Annotated in this window: 28 protein-coding genes; 25 read left to right on the forward strand and 3 right to left on the reverse strand. The window is 36.6% G+C overall.

All coding sequences use genetic code 11. From position 1 onward, the window contains the following. Positions 1-21: 21 nt before the first annotated feature. Genes tsf through F1847_RS02750 form a run of 7 tightly spaced genes read left to right on the forward strand, consistent with a single transcriptional unit; the run spans position 22 to position 4,915 of the window. Positions 22-618, forward strand: coding sequence for a translation elongation factor Ts (gene tsf, locus F1847_RS02720; protein ID WP_150071574.1), 597 nt, complete (start codon positions 22-24; stop codon positions 616-618). A 1-nt stretch (position 619) separates the two neighbouring features. Beyond that, positions 620-1,336, forward strand: coding sequence for a UMP kinase (gene pyrH / locus F1847_RS02725; protein ID WP_150071575.1), 717 nt, complete (start codon positions 620-622; stop codon positions 1,334-1,336). 15 nt (positions 1,337-1,351) lie between these two features. After that, positions 1,352-1,906: a ribosome recycling factor gene (frr, locus tag F1847_RS02730; RefSeq protein WP_150071576.1), complete on the forward strand. Its 555-nt coding sequence runs from the start codon at positions 1,352-1,354 to the stop codon at positions 1,904-1,906. A 5-nt stretch (positions 1,907-1,911) separates the two neighbouring features. Further along, positions 1,912-2,649: an isoprenyl transferase gene (locus tag F1847_RS02735; protein WP_150071577.1), complete on the forward strand. Its 738-nt coding sequence runs from the start codon at positions 1,912-1,914 to the stop codon at positions 2,647-2,649. Then, positions 2,639-3,415 carry a CDP-archaeol synthase gene (locus F1847_RS02740; RefSeq protein ID WP_150071578.1) on the forward strand — a complete coding sequence of 259 codons (777 nt, stop codon included), beginning with the start codon at positions 2,639-2,641 and terminating at the stop codon, positions 3,413-3,415. The genes F1847_RS02735 and F1847_RS02740 overlap by 11 nt, the downstream gene beginning before the upstream one ends. An 8-nt stretch (positions 3,416-3,423) precedes the next feature. After that, positions 3,424-4,035, forward strand: a complete 612-nt coding sequence (locus F1847_RS02745; protein ID WP_150071579.1) for an HD domain-containing protein — start codon at positions 3,424-3,426, stop codon at positions 4,033-4,035. Further along, positions 3,980-4,915 carry a D-alanine--D-alanine ligase gene (locus F1847_RS02750; RefSeq protein WP_150071580.1) on the forward strand — a complete coding sequence of 312 codons (936 nt, stop codon included), beginning with the start codon at positions 3,980-3,982 and terminating at the stop codon, positions 4,913-4,915. Before F1847_RS02745 ends, F1847_RS02750 begins: the two co-directional genes overlap by 56 nt. Here F1847_RS02750 and F1847_RS02755 read toward each other — a convergent pair. Continuing rightward, complete coding sequence (locus tag F1847_RS02755) at positions 4,912-5,301, reverse strand: hypothetical protein (protein WP_150071581.1); 390 nt, start codon at positions 5,299-5,301, stop codon at positions 4,912-4,914. The two genes, F1847_RS02750 and F1847_RS02755, sit on opposite strands and share 4 nt — an antisense overlap. Positions 5,302-5,314: 13 nt before the next feature. On the opposite strand from F1847_RS02755, the gene F1847_RS02760 reads away from it, so the two are divergent. After that, positions 5,315-5,728, forward strand: a complete 414-nt coding sequence (locus tag F1847_RS02760; protein WP_168194244.1) for a BON domain-containing protein — start codon at positions 5,315-5,317, stop codon at positions 5,726-5,728. A gap of 3 nt (positions 5,729-5,731) precedes the next feature. Here F1847_RS02760 and F1847_RS02765 read toward each other — a convergent pair whose 3' ends face one another. Further along, positions 5,732-6,652: a TIGR01212 family radical SAM protein gene (locus F1847_RS02765; RefSeq protein WP_150071583.1), complete on the reverse strand. Its 921-nt coding sequence runs from the start codon at positions 6,650-6,652 to the stop codon at positions 5,732-5,734. A gap of 243 nt (positions 6,653-6,895) precedes the next feature. Here F1847_RS02765 and xseA point away from each other — a divergent pair, with 243 nt between their 5' ends. The 5 genes from xseA to F1847_RS02790 all read left to right on the forward strand — a co-directional run bounded on the left by xseA (position 6,896) and on the right by F1847_RS02790 (position 13,554). Continuing rightward, positions 6,896-8,260, forward strand: a complete 1,365-nt coding sequence (xseA, locus tag F1847_RS02770) for an exodeoxyribonuclease VII large subunit (protein WP_168194245.1) — start codon at positions 6,896-6,898, stop codon at positions 8,258-8,260. Between the two features lie 5 nt (positions 8,261-8,265). Next, positions 8,266-8,514, forward strand: a complete 249-nt coding sequence (xseB, locus tag F1847_RS02775) for an exodeoxyribonuclease VII small subunit (RefSeq protein WP_150071585.1) — start codon at positions 8,266-8,268, stop codon at positions 8,512-8,514. Further along, positions 8,504-9,409 (forward strand): polyprenyl synthetase family protein, encoded by a 906-nt coding sequence (locus F1847_RS02780; RefSeq protein ID WP_150071586.1) that lies wholly within the window; start codon positions 8,504-8,506, stop codon positions 9,407-9,409. The genes xseB and F1847_RS02780 overlap by 11 nt, the downstream gene beginning before the upstream one ends. After that, positions 9,406-11,277 (forward strand): 1-deoxy-D-xylulose-5-phosphate synthase, encoded by a 1,872-nt coding sequence (dxs, locus tag F1847_RS02785; protein WP_370516778.1) that lies wholly within the window; start codon positions 9,406-9,408, stop codon positions 11,275-11,277. Before F1847_RS02780 ends, dxs begins: the two co-directional genes overlap by 4 nt. 69 nt (positions 11,278-11,346) lie before the next feature. Beyond that, entirely contained in the window at positions 11,347-13,554 is a 2,208-nt protein-coding gene (locus F1847_RS02790) for a bifunctional (p)ppGpp synthetase/guanosine-3',5'-bis(diphosphate) 3'-pyrophosphohydrolase (protein ID WP_150071588.1), read from the forward strand. Here the strand turns inward: F1847_RS02790 and rpmB are convergent. Beyond that, complete coding sequence (gene rpmB / locus F1847_RS02795) at positions 13,551-13,748, reverse strand: 50S ribosomal protein L28 (RefSeq protein WP_150071589.1); 198 nt, start codon at positions 13,746-13,748, stop codon at positions 13,551-13,553. The genes F1847_RS02790 and rpmB overlap by 4 nt on opposite strands. A 148-nt stretch (positions 13,749-13,896) precedes the next feature. Between rpmB and F1847_RS02800 the strand changes: the two genes are divergently transcribed. From F1847_RS02800 to pyrF, 12 genes are all read left to right on the forward strand, one after another. Continuing rightward, a complete protein-coding gene (locus tag F1847_RS02800; protein ID WP_150071590.1) occupies positions 13,897-14,256 on the forward strand; it encodes a transposase in 360 nt (119 codons plus the stop codon). Between the two features lie 21 nt (positions 14,257-14,277). Then, a complete protein-coding gene (locus F1847_RS09495) occupies positions 14,278-14,418 on the forward strand; it encodes a transposase (RefSeq protein ID WP_150071591.1) in 141 nt (46 codons plus the stop codon). Then, the gene (locus F1847_RS02810; protein ID WP_240702836.1) at positions 14,367-14,783 is read left to right on the forward strand and encodes a transposase; all 417 of its coding nucleotides are present in this window, start codon (positions 14,367-14,369) and stop codon (positions 14,781-14,783) included. The genes F1847_RS09495 and F1847_RS02810 overlap by 52 nt, the downstream gene beginning before the upstream one ends. Then, positions 14,740-14,985: a transposase gene (locus tag F1847_RS09500; RefSeq protein WP_150071593.1), complete on the forward strand. Its 246-nt coding sequence runs from the start codon at positions 14,740-14,742 to the stop codon at positions 14,983-14,985. Before F1847_RS02810 ends, F1847_RS09500 begins: the two co-directional genes overlap by 44 nt. A gap of 77 nt (positions 14,986-15,062) precedes the next feature. Further along, positions 15,063-16,346 carry a diguanylate cyclase gene (locus tag F1847_RS02820; protein ID WP_150071594.1) on the forward strand — a complete coding sequence of 428 codons (1,284 nt, stop codon included), beginning with the start codon at positions 15,063-15,065 and terminating at the stop codon, positions 16,344-16,346. Between the two features lie 82 nt (positions 16,347-16,428). Further along, the gene (locus F1847_RS02825) at positions 16,429-17,421 is read left to right on the forward strand and encodes a PhoH family protein (RefSeq protein WP_150071595.1); all 993 of its coding nucleotides are present in this window, start codon (positions 16,429-16,431) and stop codon (positions 17,419-17,421) included. Next, positions 17,422-17,706, forward strand: a complete 285-nt coding sequence (locus F1847_RS02830) for a YggT family protein (RefSeq protein WP_150071596.1) — start codon at positions 17,422-17,424, stop codon at positions 17,704-17,706. 13 nt (positions 17,707-17,719) lie between these two features. Next, complete coding sequence (locus tag F1847_RS02835) at positions 17,720-17,995, forward strand: DUF167 domain-containing protein (protein WP_150071597.1); 276 nt, start codon at positions 17,720-17,722, stop codon at positions 17,993-17,995. A gap of 13 nt (positions 17,996-18,008) precedes the next feature. Further along, on the forward strand, positions 18,009-18,668 hold the full coding sequence (locus tag F1847_RS02840; protein ID WP_150071598.1) for an HAD family phosphatase: 660 nt from the start codon (positions 18,009-18,011) through the stop codon (positions 18,666-18,668). After that, positions 18,649-19,611, forward strand: coding sequence for an RsmB/NOP family class I SAM-dependent RNA methyltransferase (locus F1847_RS02845; protein ID WP_150071599.1), 963 nt, complete (start codon positions 18,649-18,651; stop codon positions 19,609-19,611). Before F1847_RS02840 ends, F1847_RS02845 begins: the two co-directional genes overlap by 20 nt. 46 nt (positions 19,612-19,657) lie before the next feature. Further along, positions 19,658-20,119 (forward strand): transcriptional regulator NrdR, encoded by a 462-nt coding sequence (nrdR, locus tag F1847_RS02850; protein ID WP_150071600.1) that lies wholly within the window; start codon positions 19,658-19,660, stop codon positions 20,117-20,119. Continuing rightward, positions 20,100-20,840: an orotidine-5'-phosphate decarboxylase gene (pyrF, locus tag F1847_RS02855; RefSeq protein WP_150071601.1), complete on the forward strand. Its 741-nt coding sequence runs from the start codon at positions 20,100-20,102 to the stop codon at positions 20,838-20,840. The genes nrdR and pyrF overlap by 20 nt, the downstream gene beginning before the upstream one ends. The last annotated feature ends 3 nt before the right edge of the window (positions 20,841-20,843 follow it).

A 20,843-nucleotide genomic window follows, 5' to 3' on the forward strand; every position in this document is an offset into this window, starting at 1 on the left:
AAGAAAAGGAGGTTTTACAAGATGGCTCAGATTAGTGTAGACCTTATAAAACAGCTCAGAGAAAGAACGGCTGCGGGTTTTTCTGATTGTAAAAAAGCCTTAGAAGAGGCAGGAGGGGATATAGAAAAGGCAGTAGACATTTTAAGGAAAAAGGGGCTTGCTATCGCAGCTAAAAGAGCGGGGAAAGCTACCAGCGAAGGGGTAGTAGCCGCTTATATTCACAGCAACAAAAAAATCGGAGTTCTTGTTGAGGTAAACTGTGAGACCGACTTTGTGGCTAGGACTGAGGAGTTTCAGCAGTTTGCCCATGATGTAGCCATGCAGATTGCAGCTACCAACCCTGTAGCAGTTACCAGAGAAGAGGTGCCTCAAGAGGTCGTAGAAAGAGAAAAGAAAATTTATGAAGAACAGGTAAGAGAAAGTGGAAAGCCTGAAAACGTTATTCCTAAGATCGTAGAGGGTAAAATGGAAAAATTTTATAAAGAGAATGTTCTTTTAGAACAGCCATTTATTAAGAACCCTGAGGTTACCATTCAAGACCTTTTAAACGAGTTGATAGCTAAAACAGGAGAAAGAATAGTTATCAAGAGGTTTGCTAGATTTCAGGTAGGGGAATAAGGTGGTTGATTTAAAGTATAAAAGGATACTCCTTAAGATTTCAGGAGAGGCTCTTCTTGGAGGTAGAGCCTTTGGTATTGACGCTAAGGTAATTACCCAAATAGCAGAAGAGTTAAAAGAGACTTATCAGTATGGGCTTGAGATAGGGATAGTTATTGGAGGCGGAAACATCTTTAGAGGAGTAGCTGGAGAAAAACAAGGGATGGACAGGGCTCGTGCAGACTATATGGGTATGCTTGCTACCCTTATCAATGCCTTAGCCCTGCAGGATGCTATAGAAGCTCAAGGAGTGCCCTGCAGGGTAATGTCTGCCCTTGAGGTTATCGAGGTCGCAGAGCCTTACATAAGAGAAAAAGCTATCAGACATTTAGAAAAAGGTAGGGTGCTTATCCTTGCATGTGGTACAGGTAATCCTTTCTTTACCACCGATACAGCGGCAGTGTTAAGAGCACTTGAGCTTAAGTGTGAGGTTCTTTTTAAGGCAACCAAAGTTGATGGGGTTTATGATAAAGACCCAAAAAAACATCTTGACGCACAAAAATTTGATGAGCTTACCTTTGATGAAGCCTTACAAAGAAGGCTTAAAGTAATGGATGCTACTGCTTTTTCTTTAGCCAGAGATTACAAACTTCCTATTTTGGTGTTTAACTTGTTAGACTATGGTAATATTAAAAAAGCTGTTTTAGGAGAAAAGGTGGGAACTTACATAAAAGCTTAAGGGGAGGTGAGGTTTGTGAACCAAGCTTTAGATGATGCAAAAAACAGAATGGAAAAGGCAGTTAAAAACTTAAAAGAAGAATTTTCCCATATAAGGACTTCCAGGGCTTCTATAGCTTTGTTAGAGGGTATTAAAGTGGATTGCTATGGTACAAAGATGGCTATCCCTCAAATAGCAACCGTAAACATTATTGAGGGGAAGACTATAGTGATTCAGCCTTGGGATGCAAGTTTAGTAAAAGAGGTAGAAAAGGCTATACAAAAATCTGACTTAGGTATCAACCCCACTTCTGACGGAAAAACCATTAAGTTAGTGATGCCACCTCTTACTGAAGAGAGAAGGAAAGAGTTGGTAAAAATAGTCAATAAATTAGCTGAAGAGGCTCGTATCGCTATAAGAAACATTCGTAGAGATGTGCTTGAAAAGTTTAAAGCCGCCAAGAAGAAGGGAGAAATCTCTGAGGACGACTACAATCAGCTTGAGAAAAAGGTGCAAAAACTTACCGACGATTATATCAAAAAGGTAGATACCCATTTAAAGGAAAAAGAAAAAGAAATCCTTTCTGTATAAAACCGATGTCTTCTTGTTCATTTTCTTTGGATTTTTCTAAACTTCCTCAGCATGTGGCCATCATCATGGATGGTAATGGTAGATGGGCTAAAAAACACGGGTTGCCTCGGATTTATGGTCATAAAGTAGGGGCAGAAACCGCTAAAAAAATCATAGAAAAAACTTATGAACTAAACATTCCTTATCTTACTCTTTTTGCCTTTTCTAAAGAAAATTGGGGACGCCCTAAGGAAGAAGTAGAAGGTATCTGGGAGCTTTTTAGGATATATCTTCAAAAAGAAAGGCCTTTTTTGCTGGAAAAAGGTATTCGATTAAAGGTAATAGGCGATAGAAAAGACCTTTCTGAAGACCTAAGAAATCTTATAGCAGAGGTAGAGGAAGAGACCAAACATAACTCAAGACTTAATTTATGTTTAGCCTTAAGTTATGGGGGGAGGGATGAGATTTTAAAAGCCGTAAAAGAGATAGCTCAAAAAGCAAAACAAGGCTTATTAGACCCAGAAAAGATAGATGAGGAGGTGTTTAGAAAGCACCTTTATACTCAAGATATCCCTGACCCAGACTTGCTTATTCGCACAAGCGGAGAAGAAAGGCTCTCTAACTTTTTGCTTTTTCAGACGGCTTATACTGAACTTTATTTTACCCCGGTTTATTGGCCTGAATTTAACGAAGAAGAATATTTAAAAGCCCTTTACTCTTATCAACAGAGAGAAAGGCGGTTTGGTAAGGTTTATGAATTTTAAACGAGTGGTCACTGCCTTACTCCTTTTTCCTCTTCTTGTGTTCTTATTGATGAAAGGTCCTAAGTTTCTTCTTATAACCTTGGTTTGGGTATCTGGTTTGGTTTGTCTTTACGAATGGATAAAACTTTACGATTTAAATTTTCGTTGGTTTTTAGGTCTATCAGTTCTTTGGAGCCTTGCGTTTATAGGTTTTTATGGGCTAAAAAATCCTTTATTAAGTTTTTATGCCTTTTTAGTTTTTCCTTTTTTACCTTTTCTTAAAAATTACGAAAAAGATAGTTTTGCTAAAAGTTTTTTTCCTGGGGTTTTAGGTTTGTTTTACCTTGGGGTAGGGCTTTATCCTTTTTTAGAGTTTTTGTCTGGTTTTAGCAGAGAACATTTAGTCTATTTTTTTTCAGTAGTTTTTGCTAATGATACAGGGGCTTATATAGTAGGGAAGCTTTTAGGGAAAAGGACTCTTGTGCCTAAACTTTCTCCTAAAAAGACCTGGGAAGGATTTTGGGGAGGGGTTTTAGCAGGCATTTTAGTAGGGATTCTCTGTAATCAACTCTTTAAAATTTTTAGTTTTGAGTTAAATCTTTTAACAAGTTTGGTTTTGGTTTTGGGTGCTGTGGTTGGAGACCTTTTGGAATCTGCCTTTAAAAGAATGGTAGGTAAAAAGGATTCTGGTAAGATTATTTGGGGGCATGGAGGCCTTCTTGACAGAATTGATGGGGTGTTGGTGGCCTCACCTATCTACCTTTTTTGGCTGAAATTTTTAGGTTGATCGATAAAATGCTTTCTATAAACGATTGTTATTATTTGTTGAAAAAAGAAGGAGTTCCTGCTCATATCATCAGGCATTCTGAGAAAGTAGCCCTGGCTTCACTTTACTTAGGATGCAAACTAAAAAAAGAGACCAATTTAGAGCTTAACGTTCCTCTACTGGTGGTAGGGGCGTTATTACATGATATAAAAAAATACGAAGCCATCATAAAAGGGGTTAATCATGCGTTAGCAGGTTATAGTCTTTTAAAAAATTTAGGATATCCAGAAGTAGCTTCTATTATAAAAGCTCATGTATATTTAGATTTAAACACTCTAAAAGGTCCTGTTAATGAAGAAGAAATCGTTTACTATACAGATAAAAGGGTAAAACACGAAGAGATAGTAGGTCTTGAAGAGAGATTTTCTGACCTTAAAAAAAGATATGGAAAGACCTTAAGGTCTCAAATAAGGATTCATTTTTTAGAAAAGATTTCTTACGTAGTAGAAAACAGGATTTTTAAAGGGTTAAGTTTTGGACCTGATAAACTTTTAGAGTTAGAAAAGTTTAGTAAGGAGGTAAGGGATGTCTTCGAGGCCTGTTTTAAGGGTTGCTCTACTTGCAGGAGGGAAGTCCTCTGAAAGAGAGGTTTCACTTAAAGGGGCTCAAGCAGTAAAAAAGGCACTTGAGGCCTTAGGACATAAATATGAGTTTTTTGACCCAGCAACCGACCTTTTTGAATTAGCCAAAAGGGCTAAAGAGTTTGATTGCGCTTTTTTGGTAATGCATGGTCCTGGAGGAGAAGACGGGACCCTTCAGGGTTTTTTAGACTCTATAGGCCTTCCTTATCAAGGAGCAGGGGTCCTTGGCAGTGCTCTTGCCATGCATAAAGGAATTGCCAAGGAACTTTATCGGTTAGCAGGACTTAAGGTGCCAGAGGGTCAGGTGTTTACTCCGGAAGATGGGCTGGAAAAGGTAAAGGCCTGGGCTAAAACCTTGGGTTATCCTTTGGTAGTAAAACCAGCAACCCAAGGTTCAAGCATAGGTCTAACCATAGCAAAACAAGAAAGTGAATTGCCTCAGGCTTTAGAAAAAGCCTATGCTATCGATAAAGAAGTATTGGTAGAGCAGTACCTAAAAGGAAGGGAAATCACCGTTGGTATTTTAGACGAAGAGCCTTTACCGGTAGTAGAAATCGTTCCTAAAGCCTCTGAAACCTTTGATTATACCACTAAATATACTCCAGGGTTGGCAGAAGAAATTTGTCCTGCACCTATAGGGGAAAATTTGACCAAAAAAGCCCAAGAATACGGACTTAAAGCCCACAAAGCTTTAAAGATAAGACATTACAGCAGAACAGACATGATAATAAAAGACGAAGAAATCTATGTTTTGGAAACCAATACCATTCCAGGTATGACAGAAACCAGCCTTTTACCTCTTGCTGCTAAAGTGGCGGGCTATTCCTTTGAAGGTTTAATACAAAAACTTCTAGACCTTACTTTAAAAGAAAAATTCTAAGAATAAAAGCCTTGTTTTATCTTTTGGGCCTCAACCCCAAGAAGAAAAGCCCAATCTTTGATAAAATTTTTGGTAAAAGACTCAGGAAGAGAAGAGACGATTTTATCTATCTCTAAGGCTTGAGAAAGTAAAAAGTCCCCAACAGTTTCAGCTTTAGAAAGAGAAACCGGGCTGTTAATAAAGTGTTCTAAAACGGCTAACGTTTCTTCTAATTTGTTTAAAGCAAGGGTTGTTTTTTCTTCTTGGGTTTTTTGGATAAATTCCTCTTTTTCCAGCTCAGAAAGGGCTATCTTAAGGTGCTCTTCAAAGCCCTTCACTCTCTCTTCAGTTTTTTCAGGTTTTATGGTAAAATTAGAAACGGTTAAGTGTTTGTTTTCTATCTTCATAATGGAGGCTCCTATGGGTAATTATTTTTATTTTAAAAATAAAATCGGAAAAAATCAAGGAATCTTTAGTCAAAACCTAAAAAAGTTAGGGTTATTTTTAGCGGTTTTAGGGTTAGGTTTTAACCTTGTTGGCTGTGGATGGGTTTTAGTGGGTGGTGGGGCGGCGGTTGGATATAAAGCTGCTACTGACCCAAGAAGCATAGGCACCCAGATAGATGATGCTAAAATAACCTCTCAAGTTAAACTTAAATTGATAGAAGATAAGGATATAAAAGCCCTTTCTATAGATGTAGATACGGTAAACGGAGTGGTAACCCTTACCGGTATAGTAGAAAACGAATATCAGAAGGCTAAGGCGGTAGAAATAGCTAAAAGTGTGCCTGGGGTTAAGGCAATAATCAACAACCTGCAAATAAAACGTAAATAGAGACTAAGAATTATAGTTTTTCCCTTGGTAAAGCTGATGAGCTTGCATAAACTTTTGGATTAGAGCTACCACCTCTCTTTTTTCTGCAACCCATAAGGGGGCTACCAAATCTTCTTTGCGAGCCTCTGAGCAGAGTCTATGGATAACCGTATTTTCAGGTAGATAGGTTAGGGCCTCTGCTACCAAAGAGACATATTCTTCTTTGTCCAAAGGTGTAATTTGCTTTTGATGATATAGGACCTCAAGTTGAGAACCCTTAGGTATGTATAAAGCATGAAATTTAATACCATCAATCTGTAGTTTAGCCAGGGTTTTAACGGTCTCTAACATCATTTCTCTGGTTTCTCCTGGCAAACCAAAGATGATATGTACCACCACCGGGAGACCAAACTTTTTTAATAGTTGATAAGCTTCTAAAAAGTCTTCAAAAGTATGGCCTCGGTTTATTTTTTTTAAGGTTTCATTATGTATGGTTTGTAACCCAAGCTCAACCCATACATAATAACCTAAGTTTACATAACCGAGGAGAAGCTCTACTACCTCTTGAGAAATACAATCAGGTCTGGTTCCGATGGCAAGTCCAACGATTGAGCGGTCTAAAAAAACTATATCATAAAGGTTTTTAAGGGTTTCAGGGTCTGCATAGGTATTACTAAAGGACTGAAAATAGGCGATGAATTTGTTAAAACCTTTAGGTTTATATATATTAAGAAAATACAATACTTGTTTTTCTAAGGTTCTCCCTTCTGCATAAAGCCCTGTTCCAGAACCTTTACTATCACAGTAAATACATCCTCCGTATCCTTTAGTTCCATCACGGTTTGGACAACTAAGCCCTGCATCTAACGGAATTTTTTTTACTTTTTCGCCAAATTTTTGTTTTAAAAAGGAGTTTAAAGAACGATAAAATATAAGGTTTTTCATGTATTAAATAATAGAGTTTTTTTAGTTTTTTTCAACGTCAAATGGTCTATGGGCTTGTCACCCATATGTAAACAAGCTCTTTTGTGAGAAGAAGTATTATCTAAGGAAGCCTATATTTAGGCATGAACCTGATAACTAATTTCAAGACCATTTAAACTAAGAGCAATTTTTTCATTTAAAGATTCTTTGATGTAAAACTTAAAAATTGTGTTAATTTAATAAACTATGGGGCAAAACCTTGAGTTGGAGACTAGTCAAACAGTCGATAGTTTAGAGAAGAATTGTTTTACGGTAAAGGAAATTACTCAAAAGGTTAAAACGCTGATAGAAGAGGGTTTTTCTTTATTGTGGGTAGAAGGAGAGATTACCAATCTTAGGTATGCTCAAAACGGTAATGTTTACTTCAATCTTACCGAAGAAGATGCTGGTATCAAGGCTATCATTTTTAACGGCCAGAAAAACGGAGAGATATTTTCTTATCTAAAAAACGGGCTTAAAGTCTTATGTTGGGGTAAGTTAAATTTTTATCCTAAGACCGGAGAGGTCTATCTTATCGTAAGAAGGGTAGAACCTATAGGTAAAGGGCTTATTGAGCTTAGAAAAGAACAATTAATCCAAAAATATCATCATTGGTTTGATCCTAACAACAAAAGGTCTTTACCACCTTATCCGCAAAAAATAGCAGTAATTACTTCTCTTTTTGGGGCTGCCCTGCAAGATTTCTTAAAAATCGTTTCTGAAAGATGGGAATTACAAGTTTTGATCTATCCATCAAGGGTGCAAGGAGAAGGTGCAGAAAAAGAAATCGTTCAGGCTATAAAAGATATAAACGAATACTTTAGTGATGTAGACATCATTTTTATTACCAGAGGGGGAGGGTCTGCTGAAGACCTTGCTCCGTTTAATACAGAAGAGGTGGTGTTAGGGATTAGAGCTTCAAAAATACCTGTAGTTTCTGCGGTAGGCCATGAGAGAGATTACACTATTTGTGATATGATAGCAGACAAACGTTGTCCTACCCCTTCGGCTGCTGCTCAAGAGGTTATTCCTGATAAAGTTAAATGGCTTGAAAAACTTGGGTTGTATAAGAAGAAGTTGAAGCAGTTTTTAGATATAATCCTTTCAAGAAAACAAAACAGCCTCTATCAGGTAAGGTTAGACTTAACCGAAAAAAGCCCGTTAAAAACCGTGTACCATTTAGAAAATTTTTTAAAAAATAGGTCAAATAAGTTAGAACTCATATTTAATCGTTTTTTAGATTTCCAAGAAAAAAGGATTTTTGAGCTTAAAGGTGCGTTAAAACGACACCATCCAAAGGAAATCTTGCAGATAGAGTTTGAGCGTCTGCAAACCTATAGGCAGTTTCTTGATTTAAGCCTTGAAAATTACCTTAAGACCTACGAAAATAAAGTAACTAATTTTAAAAATCTTCTTCGTTCTCTTTCACCTTTAAATATTTTAGAAAGAGGCTATAGTATAGTAAGAAAGGTGGATACTAAGAAAGTGGTAAAATCTGCTAAAGAGGTGGAAGTTAACGAACCTTTAGAAATAAAACTTAGTAAAGGAAGTTTGATAGTTAAGGTGTTAAGAATTCAGGATGAGGTATAGAAAAGATGGAGAGAGAATTAAGTTTTGAAGAGGCTTTAAACGAAATAGAGCAGATCCTAAAGCAATTAGAAAATAAAAACCTTGATTTAGAAAAAGCTATAGAGCTTTATGAAAGGGGGATGTTTTTAATACGGTTTTGTGAAGAAAAGCTTAAAAAAGCCAGGGCTAAAGTAGAAGTTATCCTTAAAGATGAAAAAGGGTTTAACCTTGAAACCTTAGAGAGGGCTTCAGAGATTTTAAAAGATGGAAATTAAAGAATTTGATATTTTGGCATATCTTAAAGAAAAGGCCGAGAAGGTAGAAAAGGTTTTAACTGAATTTTTTCCTAAGCCTAAAGGGTATGGTAGTCGTGTAATCGAGGCTGCTTTCTATAGTCTTTCTGCAGGGGGGAAGAGAATTCGTCCTGTTTTATGTTTAGCGGGTTGTGAAGCAGTAGGAGGAAGGGATGAAGATGTAGTTTTTTTTGCTGCTGGGATTGAATGTCTTCATACTTATTCTTTAATTCACGACGACCTTCCTGCTATGGATGACGACGATTTTAGAAGAGGAAAACCTTCTTGTCATAAAGCCTTTGATGAAGCAACCGCCATCTTAGCTGGAGACGGGTTGCAAAGTTTGGCTTTTTGGTTTTTTACCCATCCTGAGCAGGTAAAACGAGTGAACAAAATTCGTCTTTTAAAGGCAGTTCATTTGGTTTCTCAGGCAGTAGGTCTTGAAGGAATGGTAGGAGGTCAAATGGCTGATCTTTTGATGGAAGGTAAGAAGGCAGGATTGAAGGTGCTAAAATGGATCCATCTTAATAAAACCGTAAAACTTATCGAAGCCTCGTTGTTAGCAGGAGCTTTGTTGGCAAAGGCTAAAAAAAAGGAGTTGCAAGCTTTAAAGTCTTATGGTAAACATCTTGGGATGGCCTTTCAGATAGTAGATGACCTTTTAGACATTATAGGGGACGAAAAAAATTTGGGTAAAAAGACCTTTTCTGATATAAAAAAACAAAAACTTACCTATCCCTCTACCTTGGGGCTTGAAAAAACCAAGGACCTTGCAGAAATACATACGCAAAAAGCCATCTCATCTTTAGAGGTTTTAGGAGAAAAGGCTCAACCTTTAAGGGCTATAGCTGAATTTGTTTTAAACAGGGTGTATTGATGAAGTTTTTAAAAAAGATAAATTCTCCTCAAGATTTAAAGAAACTTAAGCTATCTCACTTAAAGGCTCTGAGTCAAGAGATAAGGGAATATATTTTGGAGGTTACCTCTAAAAATGGAGGCCATGTGGCCCCTAATTTAGGGGTAGTAGAATTGACCTTAGCCTTACATTATGTATTTAATTCTCCTCAAGATAAAATCATCTGGGATGTGGGACATCAATGTTATACTCATAAGCTTATAACCGGAAGAAGAGACTTTTTTCCTACTTTGAGACAGTACGGAGGTATAGCGGGTTTTCCTAAAAGGTCAGAAAGTCCTCATGATATTCTTGATACAGGGCATAGTAGCACTTCTATTTCTGCGGGTCTTGGGATAGCAACAGCCTTACGACTTAAACAAGAAAAAGGCAAGGTAATTATCGTTATAGGAGATGGGTCTATCACCGCAGGTTTAGCCTTTGAGGGATTAAACAACGCAGGATTTTCGAAGGAAGACCTTTTGGTAGTGCTTAATGATAATGAGATGTCTATTGCTCCTAATGTAGGAGCCCTTTCCTCTTTTATCTCAAAAAGACTTACAGGAAATTTAGTACGATTTATTAAAAGAGAAATAGAGGCTATTAGCCATAAAATCCCAGGTGGAGAAAACTTACTGAACCTTCTTAAAAAAGGAGAAGAACTTCTTAAAGTAGCCATCACTCCAGGGGCTCTTTTTACTGCTTTAAACTTTGAATATATAGGACCGGTTGATGGGCATGATTTAGAGGATTTGATAAAAATAATGAATAATCTAAAATCGTTAAAAGGTCCTGTTTTATTACATGTTATCACTAAGAAAGGAAAGGGTTATCCTTATGCTGAAGCCGACCCTGAAACCTTTCATGGCATAGGGCCTTTTGAGGTTAAGACAGGTAAACCTTTAAAATCTTCTAATGCCCCTCCTTCTTATACAGAAATTTTTGGTAAAGCTATGTTAAGGCTCGCAGAAATAGAACCAAGATTGGTAGCTATCACCGCTGCGATGCGTTCAGGGACCGGCCTTAAAGAATTCTCTGAGAGATACCCTAAAAGGTTTTTTGATGTGGGTATTTGTGAGCAACATGCAGTTACCTTTGCCACAGGTTTAGCTTTAGAGGGTTTTATTCCCGTTTGTGCAATCTATTCTACCTTTTTACAAAGGGCCTTTGACCAGATAATCCATGATGTAGCCTTAAATAAAGTTAAAGTAATTTTTGCGATAGACCGTGCAGGGTTGGTAGGAGAAGATGGCCCAACCCATCATGGGGCTTTTGATCTTTCTTACTTAAGGCTTATTCCTAACTTAGTAGTTATGGCCCCAAAAGATGAAAACGAGCTTCAGCATATGCTTTATAGTGCATTAAAGTATCCTGGTCCTGTAGCCATAAGATATCCAAGAGGAACTGGGGTTGGAGTAAGCTTAGATTGGGAGTTTAAAGAAATACCTTTTGGTAAAGGAGAAGTAATAAAATCAGGTAAAGACTTAACCATCATAGCCGTAGGTCATATGGTCCATCCAAGCCTAAAAGCTGCTTTAGAAGCAGAAAAATTTGGTCTTTCTGTAGAGGTTTTAAACGCAAGGTTTATTAAGCCCCTTGACGAAGAACTAATCTTGCTATCCGCTGAAAAAACCAAAAAAGTACTTGTGGTCGAAGAAAACACCCTTATTGGTGGTTTTAGCTCAGCGGTAGTTGAATTATTTATGGATAAAGGGATAAAAGATATTCAGGTAAAAAGATTAGGGCTTCCAGATAAATTTATAGAACATGGAGACCTAAAGACTTTACGTTCTAAATATGGTCTTGATACTGAAGGAATTCTTCTTAAAATAAAGGAATTCTTGGTTTAAAAAATATCAATTATAGGCTTTTTTCCCAGCTTGTAAAAAAACATAACATGTTTAATATATTTAATTAACATGGTTACGTTAAGCAAAATTTTAGATCAGATACAGAGTTATTTACCGGGATGTAATACTCGTTTGGTAGAGAAGGCCTACTTCTTGGCTGCTAAGGTTCATGAAGGTCAGGTCAGGAAATCTGGAGATCCTTATCTTTCTCATCCTATGGAAGTTGCCTATATTCTTGCCCTTATGAAGCTTGACCTTCCTACCATAGCTGCTGGGTTATTACATGATGCGGTAGAGGATAGTAGCATAACTTTAGAGGAGATAAAAAAAGAATTTGGAGAAGAAGTAGCCTTTATCGTAGATGGTGTAACCAAGCTTAAAAACCTTCCTAATCCTGCAGACAAACCTACCTCTACTGATAAACTTACCAAGCAGGCAGAAAACATAAGAAAGATTATTCTTGCGATGTCAAAAGACCTAAGGGTCATTTTGGTAAAGTTAGCAGACAGACTTCATAACATGCGCACTTTAGAGTATCAACCAGAATATAAGAGAATAAGGATTGCTAGAGAGACCCTTGAAATATATGCCCCTCTGGCTGGTAGGTTAGGTATAGACTGGGTAAAAAATGAATTAGAAGATCTAAGTTTTAAATATCTATATCCTGAAGAATATCGTAGACTAAAACAAGAGGTAGAGAAAAGGGTAGAAGCCTCTCAACAGTATATAGAAAAGGTTAAAACCCTTTTAACAGACCTTTTAGAAAAACACGGTATCAAAGGTAGGGTCTTAGGAAGGGTAAAACACCTTTATAGTATTTACAAAAAATTACTTAAATATAACCTTACCATAAACGATTTAGACCAGATTTATGATATTATAGGTTTTAGGGTTATTGTAAACACGGTAGAAGAGTGTTATAAAACCTTGGGGTTGGTTCATTCTCTTTGGCCTCCTATTCCTGGGAGGTTTAAAGATTTTATAAGCCTTCCTAAGCCTAATATGTATCAAAGTTTGCATACTACGGTATTAGGTCCAGAGAGTAAGAAAGTGGAGATACAGATAAGAACTGAATACATGGATAAAATAGCTAATGAAGGAATAGCTGCTCATTTTTTATACAAAGAAGGGGTTTTTACTTCAAAGCATGGTCAGTACAAATATTTAGAATGGTTGAGTAAACTTATAGAACTACAGAAAGAGCTTAAAAATCCAAGAGAGTTTCTGGAATCTTTGAAGCTTGATTTTTTCCCTGATGAAATTTATGTATTTACCCCTAAAGGAGATATCATCACCCTTCCTGTAGGGGCTACTCCTCTTGATTTCGCTTATGCAGTTCATACCGAGGTGGGAAATAAATGTGTAAGAGCTTATGTGAACGATAAACTTGTGTCTTTAGATTACAAACTTCAGACAGGAGATGTAGTTAAAATCGAAACTTCACCCAACCAGACCCCCAGCAGAGATTGGTTAAAGATAGTGGTTACAGGAAGGGCAAAAAGTAGGATAAAACAATGGTTAAACCGAGAAGAAAGACAAAAATTGGTAGAATTAGGGAAAGAACTGCTAAACAAAGAGTTCAAAAAACAAGGGTTAAATCTTTCTTTGTTTAAAGAAGAAGACCTGATCAAGATTCCTCAAGAGTTTAAGATTAAAAACATGGAAGATCTTTATTTTCTTATAGGCTCTGGAAAGATTACCCCTAAGCAAATATTAAAAAATTATATAGAAACCAAAAAGGTAGAAGAACCTCAACCAGACCTTTCGATAGAGGAGCAAGTTGAGAAGTTAGGAATTAAAGAAGGGTTAGTAGAAAAACTTTTAGCCCAAAATCTAAAAGATGTAGTAGTAGTAGACGGGGCAGATAATGTGCTTTTTCATTTAGCTAAGTGTTGTAGACCTATTCCCGGAGATGAAATCATAGGTTATATCACTCGAGGTAAAGGTGTTTCGGTCCATCGGGCTGATTGCCCTAACCTAAAAGATTTAGACGCAGAAAGGTTGATAGAGGTAAGATGGGGAAAGATAGAAAACCGCTACTATCCTGTGCATATATCTATAGTTTGTTCTGACCGTAAAGGATTGCTTGCAAACATTTCTTCGGTTATTGCTGCTTCAGAAAGTAATATACTAAAGGCAGAGGTGAAAACCACCTCTGACCAAAAAGCCTTTTTTGATTTTTACATCGAGGTTAACAACAAAGAACATTTAGATAAAATTATTTCTAATCTTTTTAAGATAAATGGAGTCCTTTCCGTAGAAAGAAAACTGGTTTAACTTACCGCTTTTTTTACTTTTCCTGCCTTTAAACAACGGGTACAAACCTTCATCCTTTTAATCTGTCCATTTTCCAGTTTTACTCTTACACTTTGAATGTTAGGGTACCACCACCGTGAAGATTTTTTAGCAGAATGGCTTATCTGGTTTCCTGCCTGAGGCTTTCTTCCACAAATTTCACAAATCTTGGACATAACCCTTCCTCCATCTTTAAAATAGTCTTTTTAAGACCTTTAAAATATAAAATAAATTTGCAAAAAAACAACTCTATTTTTAATACAATAGCTTATTTTATAGTAGTGTTTGATTAATTGTATAAAGCCTTGAAGAATCCCAAAGGGTATGGTAGCTTCCCCAATGCATAATAACCAAAACTACCAGAAAGGAGGGGAAGCTACCGTGAAAGAAAAAACTAAAACTTTAACAAAACAACCTATAGAAGAAATTCTAAACTTTTTTCAGCAAGAAGTCAACAATCTTATTAAAAACCTTTTAGAAAACCTTATGCTTGAAGAAAGAAGGATTTATTTAGAAGAGCAAGAAGACTATGCAAACGGTTTTTATACAAGAGATTTACTTACAAAGTATGGGAAGGTCCAAGATTTAAAAGTGCCCCGGGTCAGGAATGGTGGTTTTCGTGTCTTCCTACTTCCTGAAAAAAGGAGGGCTGAAAAGCATTTCCCGATTAATAAAGGTGACTGAAGATGAAGTTAAAGAACTTATTTGTCTATTCGGCGAAATGAGGTAGCAAAGGAGCCAGTATATTTAGCTTTAGGGATAAAGCCTGATGGGAGAAGAGAGATACTTGGATTTTGGATATTTGGGTATGCCAGGGAGAGTGCCAGGAATTGGGAAAACCTTTAAGAGAGTTAAATCGGCGTGGGGTAAAGAAAGTTCAACTTTTTATTACGGATGATTTGCCTGGGATAGAAAATGCCATAAAGATGGTTTATCCAGCTTCGGAATGGCAACTTTGTGTATTACATACTGTAAGGAATTCTTTAAATAAGGTGCGGGCAAAAGATAGAGGTTTATTTGCAGAAGATTTAAAAAGGATATATAGAGCAGAAACAGAAGAAAGAGCTAAGGAGGGGATATTAAGATTAAGGGGAAGATGGGGTAAGATATATCCTAAGGTAGTGAAGAAATGGGAGGATAAAGCGTATGCATTATTAACCTTTTTGTTTGAGGTATCCGAGAGAGATAAGGCAGTTTATTTATACAACTAATCAGGTTGAGAGGTTAGCGAAAGAGATAAAAAGGAGGATAAAGGTAATAGAAGTATTTCCGGATGAAGGCTCTGTTGAGAGGTTGTTATATTTAATCTTGAAAGAACTGAATGAGAGGTTAAACTCAAGGAAGTTAAGAGGGTTTAATGAAATTGAATTGGGGAACTACCATGCCTTTCCCGGAAAAATTTTTACACAATAAAAGGGACACTATGAATTTAATTTGTATAGATTTAAATTAAGCAAATTTAAAACATAATTTATTTATAGGGTACACTTATGAAAGGAAAGGTTTTGGTTGTAATTCCGGTAACCTTTTTAAGAAAGGTGGTAGAAGATATTTTAAAAAACTATTTTGAGAAGATAGATCTGGTCTCTAACATAAAAGAAGCCATAGACTTGCTAAACAATCCGGAAGTTCCAGATTTGATAATTTCTTCTTATGTTTTAGAAGACGGAGATGTTTTTGATTTATTAAACGGCCTTGAAAAAAACCCAAAAACTAAAAAAATTCCTGTAATTCTATTGACTTCAGAAGATGACCCAGAGTTAAAAGAAAAGACTTTAAAGAAGGGTGTAGTTGAGGTTATTTTAAAAAAAGATTTGTGTCAAAAACTTCCTAAAGTTTTAAGAGATTTTGCCAAGATTATCCAACTGAAAAATTTGGAAGGAAGCATTCTTTATTTAGAATATACCAACCTATATATAAATTTTTTAACCAAACTTTTTGCAGAAACTAAACTAAAGATCTTTACTGTTAACACAGTAGAGGAGGCTTTAGAAGTTTTTGAACAAAACGACATAGACCTTGTGATTACAGATTTCATTTTGGATAAAGGAGAATCTGGGTTAGACTTGATAAGAAATATAAGAGAAAATCAAGCAAAAGGTGATGTTCCCATTATAGTTTTAACTGGTTATGATAACCCTGTAAGGAAGATAGAACTTTTTAAAGCAGGGGCAGACGATTATATTGTAAAGCCACCTCTTGAAGAAGAGGTTTTGATAAAAGTTTTAAATCATATTACTAAAAAGAAAATAATCGATCGTTTAAAAGAAGAATTACAAAATTTAAAAGGCCTTTATCTTATAGATCCTTTAACCGGGCTTTACAACCGCAATGTCGTAGACGAGTTTTTGAAAAAGGAGTTAGAAAAGGCTAAAAGATATAAGTATGGGTTGGGTTTTATCATGACAGACTTAGACAATTTTAAAAAAATAAACGATAATTTCGGTCATCTTACCGGGGACAAGGTGCTTAAAAACTTTGCTCAGATAATTTTAGCATGTATAAGAAAGACAGACTATGCTGTAAGATATGGAGGAGAAGAATTTTTGGTTGTGATGCCTCATGCTAACCTTGAACAAACCATAGCCAAAGCAGAAGAGATAAGGGAAAAATTGCAAGCTTCTGAGGTAGAGGGTATAAAAGTGACTGCAAGTTTTGGTGTAACCAATTTAGATCGCTATCCAGAAAAGTCTTTAGAAGAGCTTATTAAAATATCAGATGAAGCGCTTTATATAGCAAAATCTAAAGGTAAAAACAGGGTAGAATTCCTTTAAAATATTTTTAGCACTTGAAAATCTTGATTTTTTATCTATTATTTAAATAACTAAATTTCTATAAAAGAGGTGTAGTATTTTTATGAGTTTACAAGAGGTAAAATCAGAAGTAAGCACCAAAGAAATGGTGTTAGAGGATTATCCTATCGTTAGGACCCTTTATGGAGAAAGGGGTAGCAACTTTAAGATTTTAGAGAGTTTTTTTAGGGTGCAGATTTCTCTGAAGGGTAATCATATTTTTATTAAAGGAGAGCCTATAGACCTTGAGCTTGCAGAAAAGGCTATAGGTGAGCTTTATGGATTAGTCAAATCAGGTTATACCATCTATCCTTCTGATGTAGAGTATGCCTCTAAGATTATTTTGGAGAATCCTAAGGCAAATCTTAAGGATATTTTTTTGGATACCATTTTTGTTACTTCAGGTAGAAAAGTGATTACTCCTAAAGGAATAACTCAAAAAAAATATATAGAGGCTATAAGAAGGTCTGAGGTGGTTTTTGGTATAGGCCCAGCAGGCACTGGAAAGACCTATTTAGCGGTGGCTATGGCAGTTTCTTGCTTGATGAAGGGTGAGGTTAACAGGATTATTTTGGTAAGGCCTGCGGTAGAAGCAGGTGAAAAGCTTGGGTTTTTACCGGGGGATATTGCAGAAAAGGTTAATCCTTATCTCAGACCGTTATATGACGCACTCTATGATATGCTTTCTTTTGATAAAGTAGTAAAACTGTTTCAGAAAGGGGCGATAGAGATTGCTCCCTTAGCTTTTATGAGAGGAAGGACCCTAAATGAGGCTTTTATCATCTTGGATGAGGCTCAAAACACAACTTCAGAGCAGATGAAGATGTTTCTTACTCGTCTTGGTCAAAATTCTAAAGCGGTGATTACCGGGGATGTTACCCAGATAGACCTTCCAGACCCTAAAAAATCAGGTCTTCTTGAGGCAATAGAGGTGCTCGAAGGTATTCAAGGTATTTCTTTCGTTTATTTTACTAAAAAGGATGTAGTCAGACATCCTATAGTTCAACAGATTATAGAGGCCTACGAAAAAAAAGAACGAAAGGAGAAAGAATCATAAATGTTAGGGGTATTACTAAAATCACTTTTTCAGTTGATAGACCTTTTTCTCAGCGTTTATGTTTGGATAATCATCGCAAGGTGCATCATCTCCTGGGTGAACCCTTATCCCTATCATCCGGTGGTGCGGTTTTTATATAGGGTGACCGAGCCGGTGCTTGCACCAGCAAGAAGGATTATTCCTCCTATAGCTGGTTTAGATTTAAGTCCTATAGCCGTGATTTTTTTGATTTATTTTATCCAAAATTTGATGCAATATTTGTTGGTTAGATATTTAATCTTTTAAAGAATCTTCTGCTATGGTCTTAGAAGTAAAGGTTCATCCTGAAAAAAAGAAAGACCGAGTTTTAGGTTATAAGCTCCCTAATTTTTTAGAGGTAGAGCTTAGGGCTAAACCACAAAACAATCAAGCTAACGAAGCCTTAAAACAGCTTTTAAGCACAATTTTTAAAATATCAGAAGGACAAATAAAAATCATTAAGGGAAAAACTCAGCCTAAAAAGTTGGTAAACCTTGAAGGTTTAGACCAATCACAATTTGAGGTCTATATCAAAAAATTTTTAAAGAAAGAATAAAAGAGGAGCAAAGATGAAGCCCTTTGTATTTTTTGACCTTGACGGGACCCTTATTGACAGTATGCCTTATCATGCTAAGGCCTGGATAGAGGCTTTGGCTGAATATGGAATAAAGTTTAAAGAGGAAGAGGTTTATCTTTATGAAGGGGCGATAGAATTTGAAACAGTAAGGGATATATTCCAAAAAAAAGGGTTTAACATCGACCGAAAGTTTTTTGAGGACCTTTTTAAAAAACAAAAGACTATCTTTCTTAGTCGTTATGCTTCCAAGGTTAACCCTTTCCCTGAGGTTCCAACTCTTTTAGATAGTTTACGAAAAGAAAAAAAAATTTTAGCTCTGGTTACCAGCTCTCATGCAGAAATTTTAGACGAAGTTTTGCCTAAAAATTTTTATACCTATTTCTCGGTAGTATTAACAGGCGACAGGATAAAGAAAAGAAAACCCCATCCAGACCCTTATTTAGAGGCGTTAAAAGCCGTAAACGCAGATTTCAATCAGGCCTTGGTAGTAGAAAATTCACCTGCTGGGGTAACTTCTGCTAAAGGAGCCAACCTTTTTTGTGTAGCCATTACTACCACCTTACCAGAACATCACTTAAGGTTAGCAGACTTGGTGGTAAAAGATCATACAGAGTTAAAAGAGGTTTTATTAAATGGGAAAGATAAAATGTAAAAAACAAGAGCCTTTAGACCATAGAGATTATTTTGCTCAATATCAAGGCTTAATTCCTGATTATCTTGAGTTTTTGGAATGTTTAAAAAAAAACCATCGTCAGTATTTTTGCATAAATACTCTTAAAATTAAAACTTTAGAAGAAAAGGAGCGGCTTTTAACAGCTTTAAAACAACAAAACATCCATTTTGAGCCGGTTAAAGAGGTCCCTTATTTTTACAGGGTGGTTAACAACGAAGAGGTTTCCTTAGGGAATTTAGAGGAATATAGTTTGGGGCTTATTCATTCTATGACCTTAGCAAGCAGTCTTCCGGTGATAGCCCTTGAGCCAAAACCAGGCGATTTAATACTTGATTTGTGTGCCGCTCCAGGGGGTAAGACCTGTCTCATGGCTATCCTTACTCAAGATAAAGCTACTGTGGTGGCTAATGACAAAAGGGTAGACCGTCTGACTGCCTTAGTAGCTAACCTAAAACGTCTTGGGGTTGCTTCAGCCATTACCACCCGCTACCGGGGAGAACAGTTTCCCTTTGGAGTGCCTTTTAATAAGATATTGGTTGATGCACCATGTTCTGGAGAAGGAAGATACAGAGTAGGGTTAGAAGGGGAAATTCTTTATCAGAAAGGGCAGGGAAGAGCTAACCTACAGTCTATACAAAAAGGCTTGTTGGTAAGGGCTTTTGACCTTTTGGCTCCAGGAGGGGTTTTGGTCTATAGCACCTGCACGATAAACCCTAAAGAAAACGAAGAGGTAGTAGACTATCTTTTAAGAAAAAGACAAGCTAAATTGATAGACTGGAACTCTCCGCTACCTTATCAAGAAGGGGTTACTGAATGGGAAGGTAAACCCTATCATCCCGATTTAAAACTCACCAAAAGATATTATACCCATAAGATAGACGCCGTAGGGTTTTTTGTGGCAAAAATTATTAAATTAACGTAACCATTGGCTAATTTTAAAAATTCCAAAGTAAAGTATAATAACCTTTATGAAATGTCCGAGATGTAAAGAGGTAGAGACTAAGGTGATAGATTCAAGGGTGATAGAAGAAGGATATACCATAAGAAGAAGGAGAGAGTGCACCAACTGTGGTTATAGGTTTACCACTTACGAAAAGCTTGAGTTAGACATTATGATCGTTAAGAAAGACGGGAGAAGAGAACCGTACAATCGAGAGAAATTACTTACAGGCATAAGAAAAGCTTGTCACAAGAGGTCTATAAGTGAAGAAACCATCAGAGGTTTTGTTAACGAGCTTGAGCTTGACCTTATTCAACGTGGGGAAAAAGAGGTATCTTCTGAATATTTAGGAGAAAAAGTGATGCAAGCTTTAAAAGGATGGGATAAGGTAGCTTACATAAGGTTTGCTTCAGTATATAAGGAATTTAAAGATATTTCTGAATTTTTGGACCAAATAAGAGAGTTAAACCATGATGAACCCAAAGGATAAAATAGTTTTTCCTTTAGATGTAGACCGGATGGATGAAGCTTTACGATGGGTTGATAGGCTTAAAGACTTGGTAGGGGTGTTTAAGGTTGGTTTTGAGCTTTATACCAGTTGCGGCCCTAAGGTAATCGAAGAGATTAAAAAGAGAAGTGATAATAAGATTTTTTTAGATTTAAAACTAAACGACATTCCTAACACCGTTCTTAGGACGGTGAGAGTGGCCTCAAATTTAGGGGTTAACTGGATAACCGTGCATGCACTTTCTGGATTGGAAAGCTTGAGAAGTGCTGTAAGCGTAGCTTACAACGACTTAAGGATAGTAGCGGTTACGGTGTTAACCTCTCTTGAAAGGGCAGACCTCATGGAATTAGGTTTTAACGCTGAGTTAGTAAGAGAGGTTAAAGATTTAGTCTTAAGATTAGCCAGACTGGCTTATCAAGCAGGCTGCGATGGAATAGTTTGTTCAGCTAAGGAAGTTTCCAAAGTAAAGGAACTATATCCTGAATTTTTTACCGTAGTTCCTGGTATCAGGTTAGAAGGAGCAAAAAAGGATGACCAAGTCAGAGTAGTAACCCCTTATGAAGCAGTTCTTGCAGGTGCGGACTATTTGGTTATAGGAAGACCGATAAGAGAATCCTTTTCTCCTGAAAAAACTTGTAGAGAAATAGCTGAAGAAATAGAAAAAGCTTTACTCCATAAAGAAACCCCCAAAGAACCAGTATAAAGA

Origin of the sequence: Thermodesulfobacterium sp. TA1 (genome assembly GCF_008630935.1) — a bacterium.
Classification (GTDB): domain Bacteria; phylum Desulfobacterota; class Thermodesulfobacteria; order Thermodesulfobacteriales; family Thermodesulfobacteriaceae; genus Thermodesulfobacterium.

What these genes read in the sequence shown, in the direction of transcription:
- F1847_RS02760 (WP_168194244.1), top strand. Translation starts at nt 5,315, where the DNA reads ATGGGTAATTATTTTTATTTTAAAAATAAAATCGGAAAAAATCAAGGA.
- F1847_RS02845 (WP_150071599.1), top strand. Translation starts at nt 18,649, where the DNA reads ATGGGAAAGATAAAATGTAAAAAACAAGAGCCTTTAGACCATAGAGAT.
- F1847_RS02735 (WP_150071577.1), top strand. Translation starts at nt 1,912, where the DNA reads ATGTCTTCTTGTTCATTTTCTTTGGATTTTTCTAAACTTCCTCAGCAT.
- tsf (WP_150071574.1), top strand. Translation starts at nt 22, where the DNA reads ATGGCTCAGATTAGTGTAGACCTTATAAAACAGCTCAGAGAAAGAACG.
- F1847_RS02835 (WP_150071597.1), top strand. Translation starts at nt 17,720, where the DNA reads ATGGTCTTAGAAGTAAAGGTTCATCCTGAAAAAAAGAAAGACCGAGTT.
- rpmB (WP_150071589.1), bottom strand. Translation starts at nt 13,748, where the DNA reads ATGTCCAAGATTTGTGAAATTTGTGGAAGAAAGCCTCAGGCAGGAAAC.
- F1847_RS02755 (WP_150071581.1), bottom strand. Translation starts at nt 5,301, where the DNA reads ATGAAGATAGAAAACAAACACTTAACCGTTTCTAATTTTACCATAAAA.
- F1847_RS02800 (WP_150071590.1), top strand. Translation starts at nt 13,897, where the DNA reads ATGGTAGCTTCCCCAATGCATAATAACCAAAACTACCAGAAAGGAGGG.
- F1847_RS02750 (WP_150071580.1), top strand. Translation starts at nt 3,980, where the DNA reads ATGTCTTCGAGGCCTGTTTTAAGGGTTGCTCTACTTGCAGGAGGGAAG.
- F1847_RS02780 (WP_150071586.1), top strand. Translation starts at nt 8,504, where the DNA reads ATGGAAATTAAAGAATTTGATATTTTGGCATATCTTAAAGAAAAGGCC.
- F1847_RS02740 (WP_150071578.1), top strand. Translation starts at nt 2,639, where the DNA reads ATGAATTTTAAACGAGTGGTCACTGCCTTACTCCTTTTTCCTCTTCTT.
- F1847_RS02840 (WP_150071598.1), top strand. Translation starts at nt 18,009, where the DNA reads ATGAAGCCCTTTGTATTTTTTGACCTTGACGGGACCCTTATTGACAGT.
- F1847_RS02825 (WP_150071595.1), top strand. Translation starts at nt 16,429, where the DNA reads ATGAGTTTACAAGAGGTAAAATCAGAAGTAAGCACCAAAGAAATGGTG.
- F1847_RS02820 (WP_150071594.1), top strand. Translation starts at nt 15,063, where the DNA reads ATGAAAGGAAAGGTTTTGGTTGTAATTCCGGTAACCTTTTTAAGAAAG.
- pyrF (WP_150071601.1), top strand. Translation starts at nt 20,100, where the DNA reads ATGATGAACCCAAAGGATAAAATAGTTTTTCCTTTAGATGTAGACCGG.
- F1847_RS02790 (WP_150071588.1), top strand. Translation starts at nt 11,347, where the DNA reads ATGGTTACGTTAAGCAAAATTTTAGATCAGATACAGAGTTATTTACCG.
- F1847_RS02745 (WP_150071579.1), top strand. Translation starts at nt 3,424, where the DNA reads ATGCTTTCTATAAACGATTGTTATTATTTGTTGAAAAAAGAAGGAGTT.
- xseB (WP_150071585.1), top strand. Translation starts at nt 8,266, where the DNA reads ATGGAGAGAGAATTAAGTTTTGAAGAGGCTTTAAACGAAATAGAGCAG.
- F1847_RS02765 (WP_150071583.1), bottom strand. Translation starts at nt 6,652, where the DNA reads ATGAAAAACCTTATATTTTATCGTTCTTTAAACTCCTTTTTAAAACAA.
- F1847_RS02830 (WP_150071596.1), top strand. Translation starts at nt 17,422, where the DNA reads ATGTTAGGGGTATTACTAAAATCACTTTTTCAGTTGATAGACCTTTTT.
- nrdR (WP_150071600.1), top strand. Translation starts at nt 19,658, where the DNA reads ATGAAATGTCCGAGATGTAAAGAGGTAGAGACTAAGGTGATAGATTCA.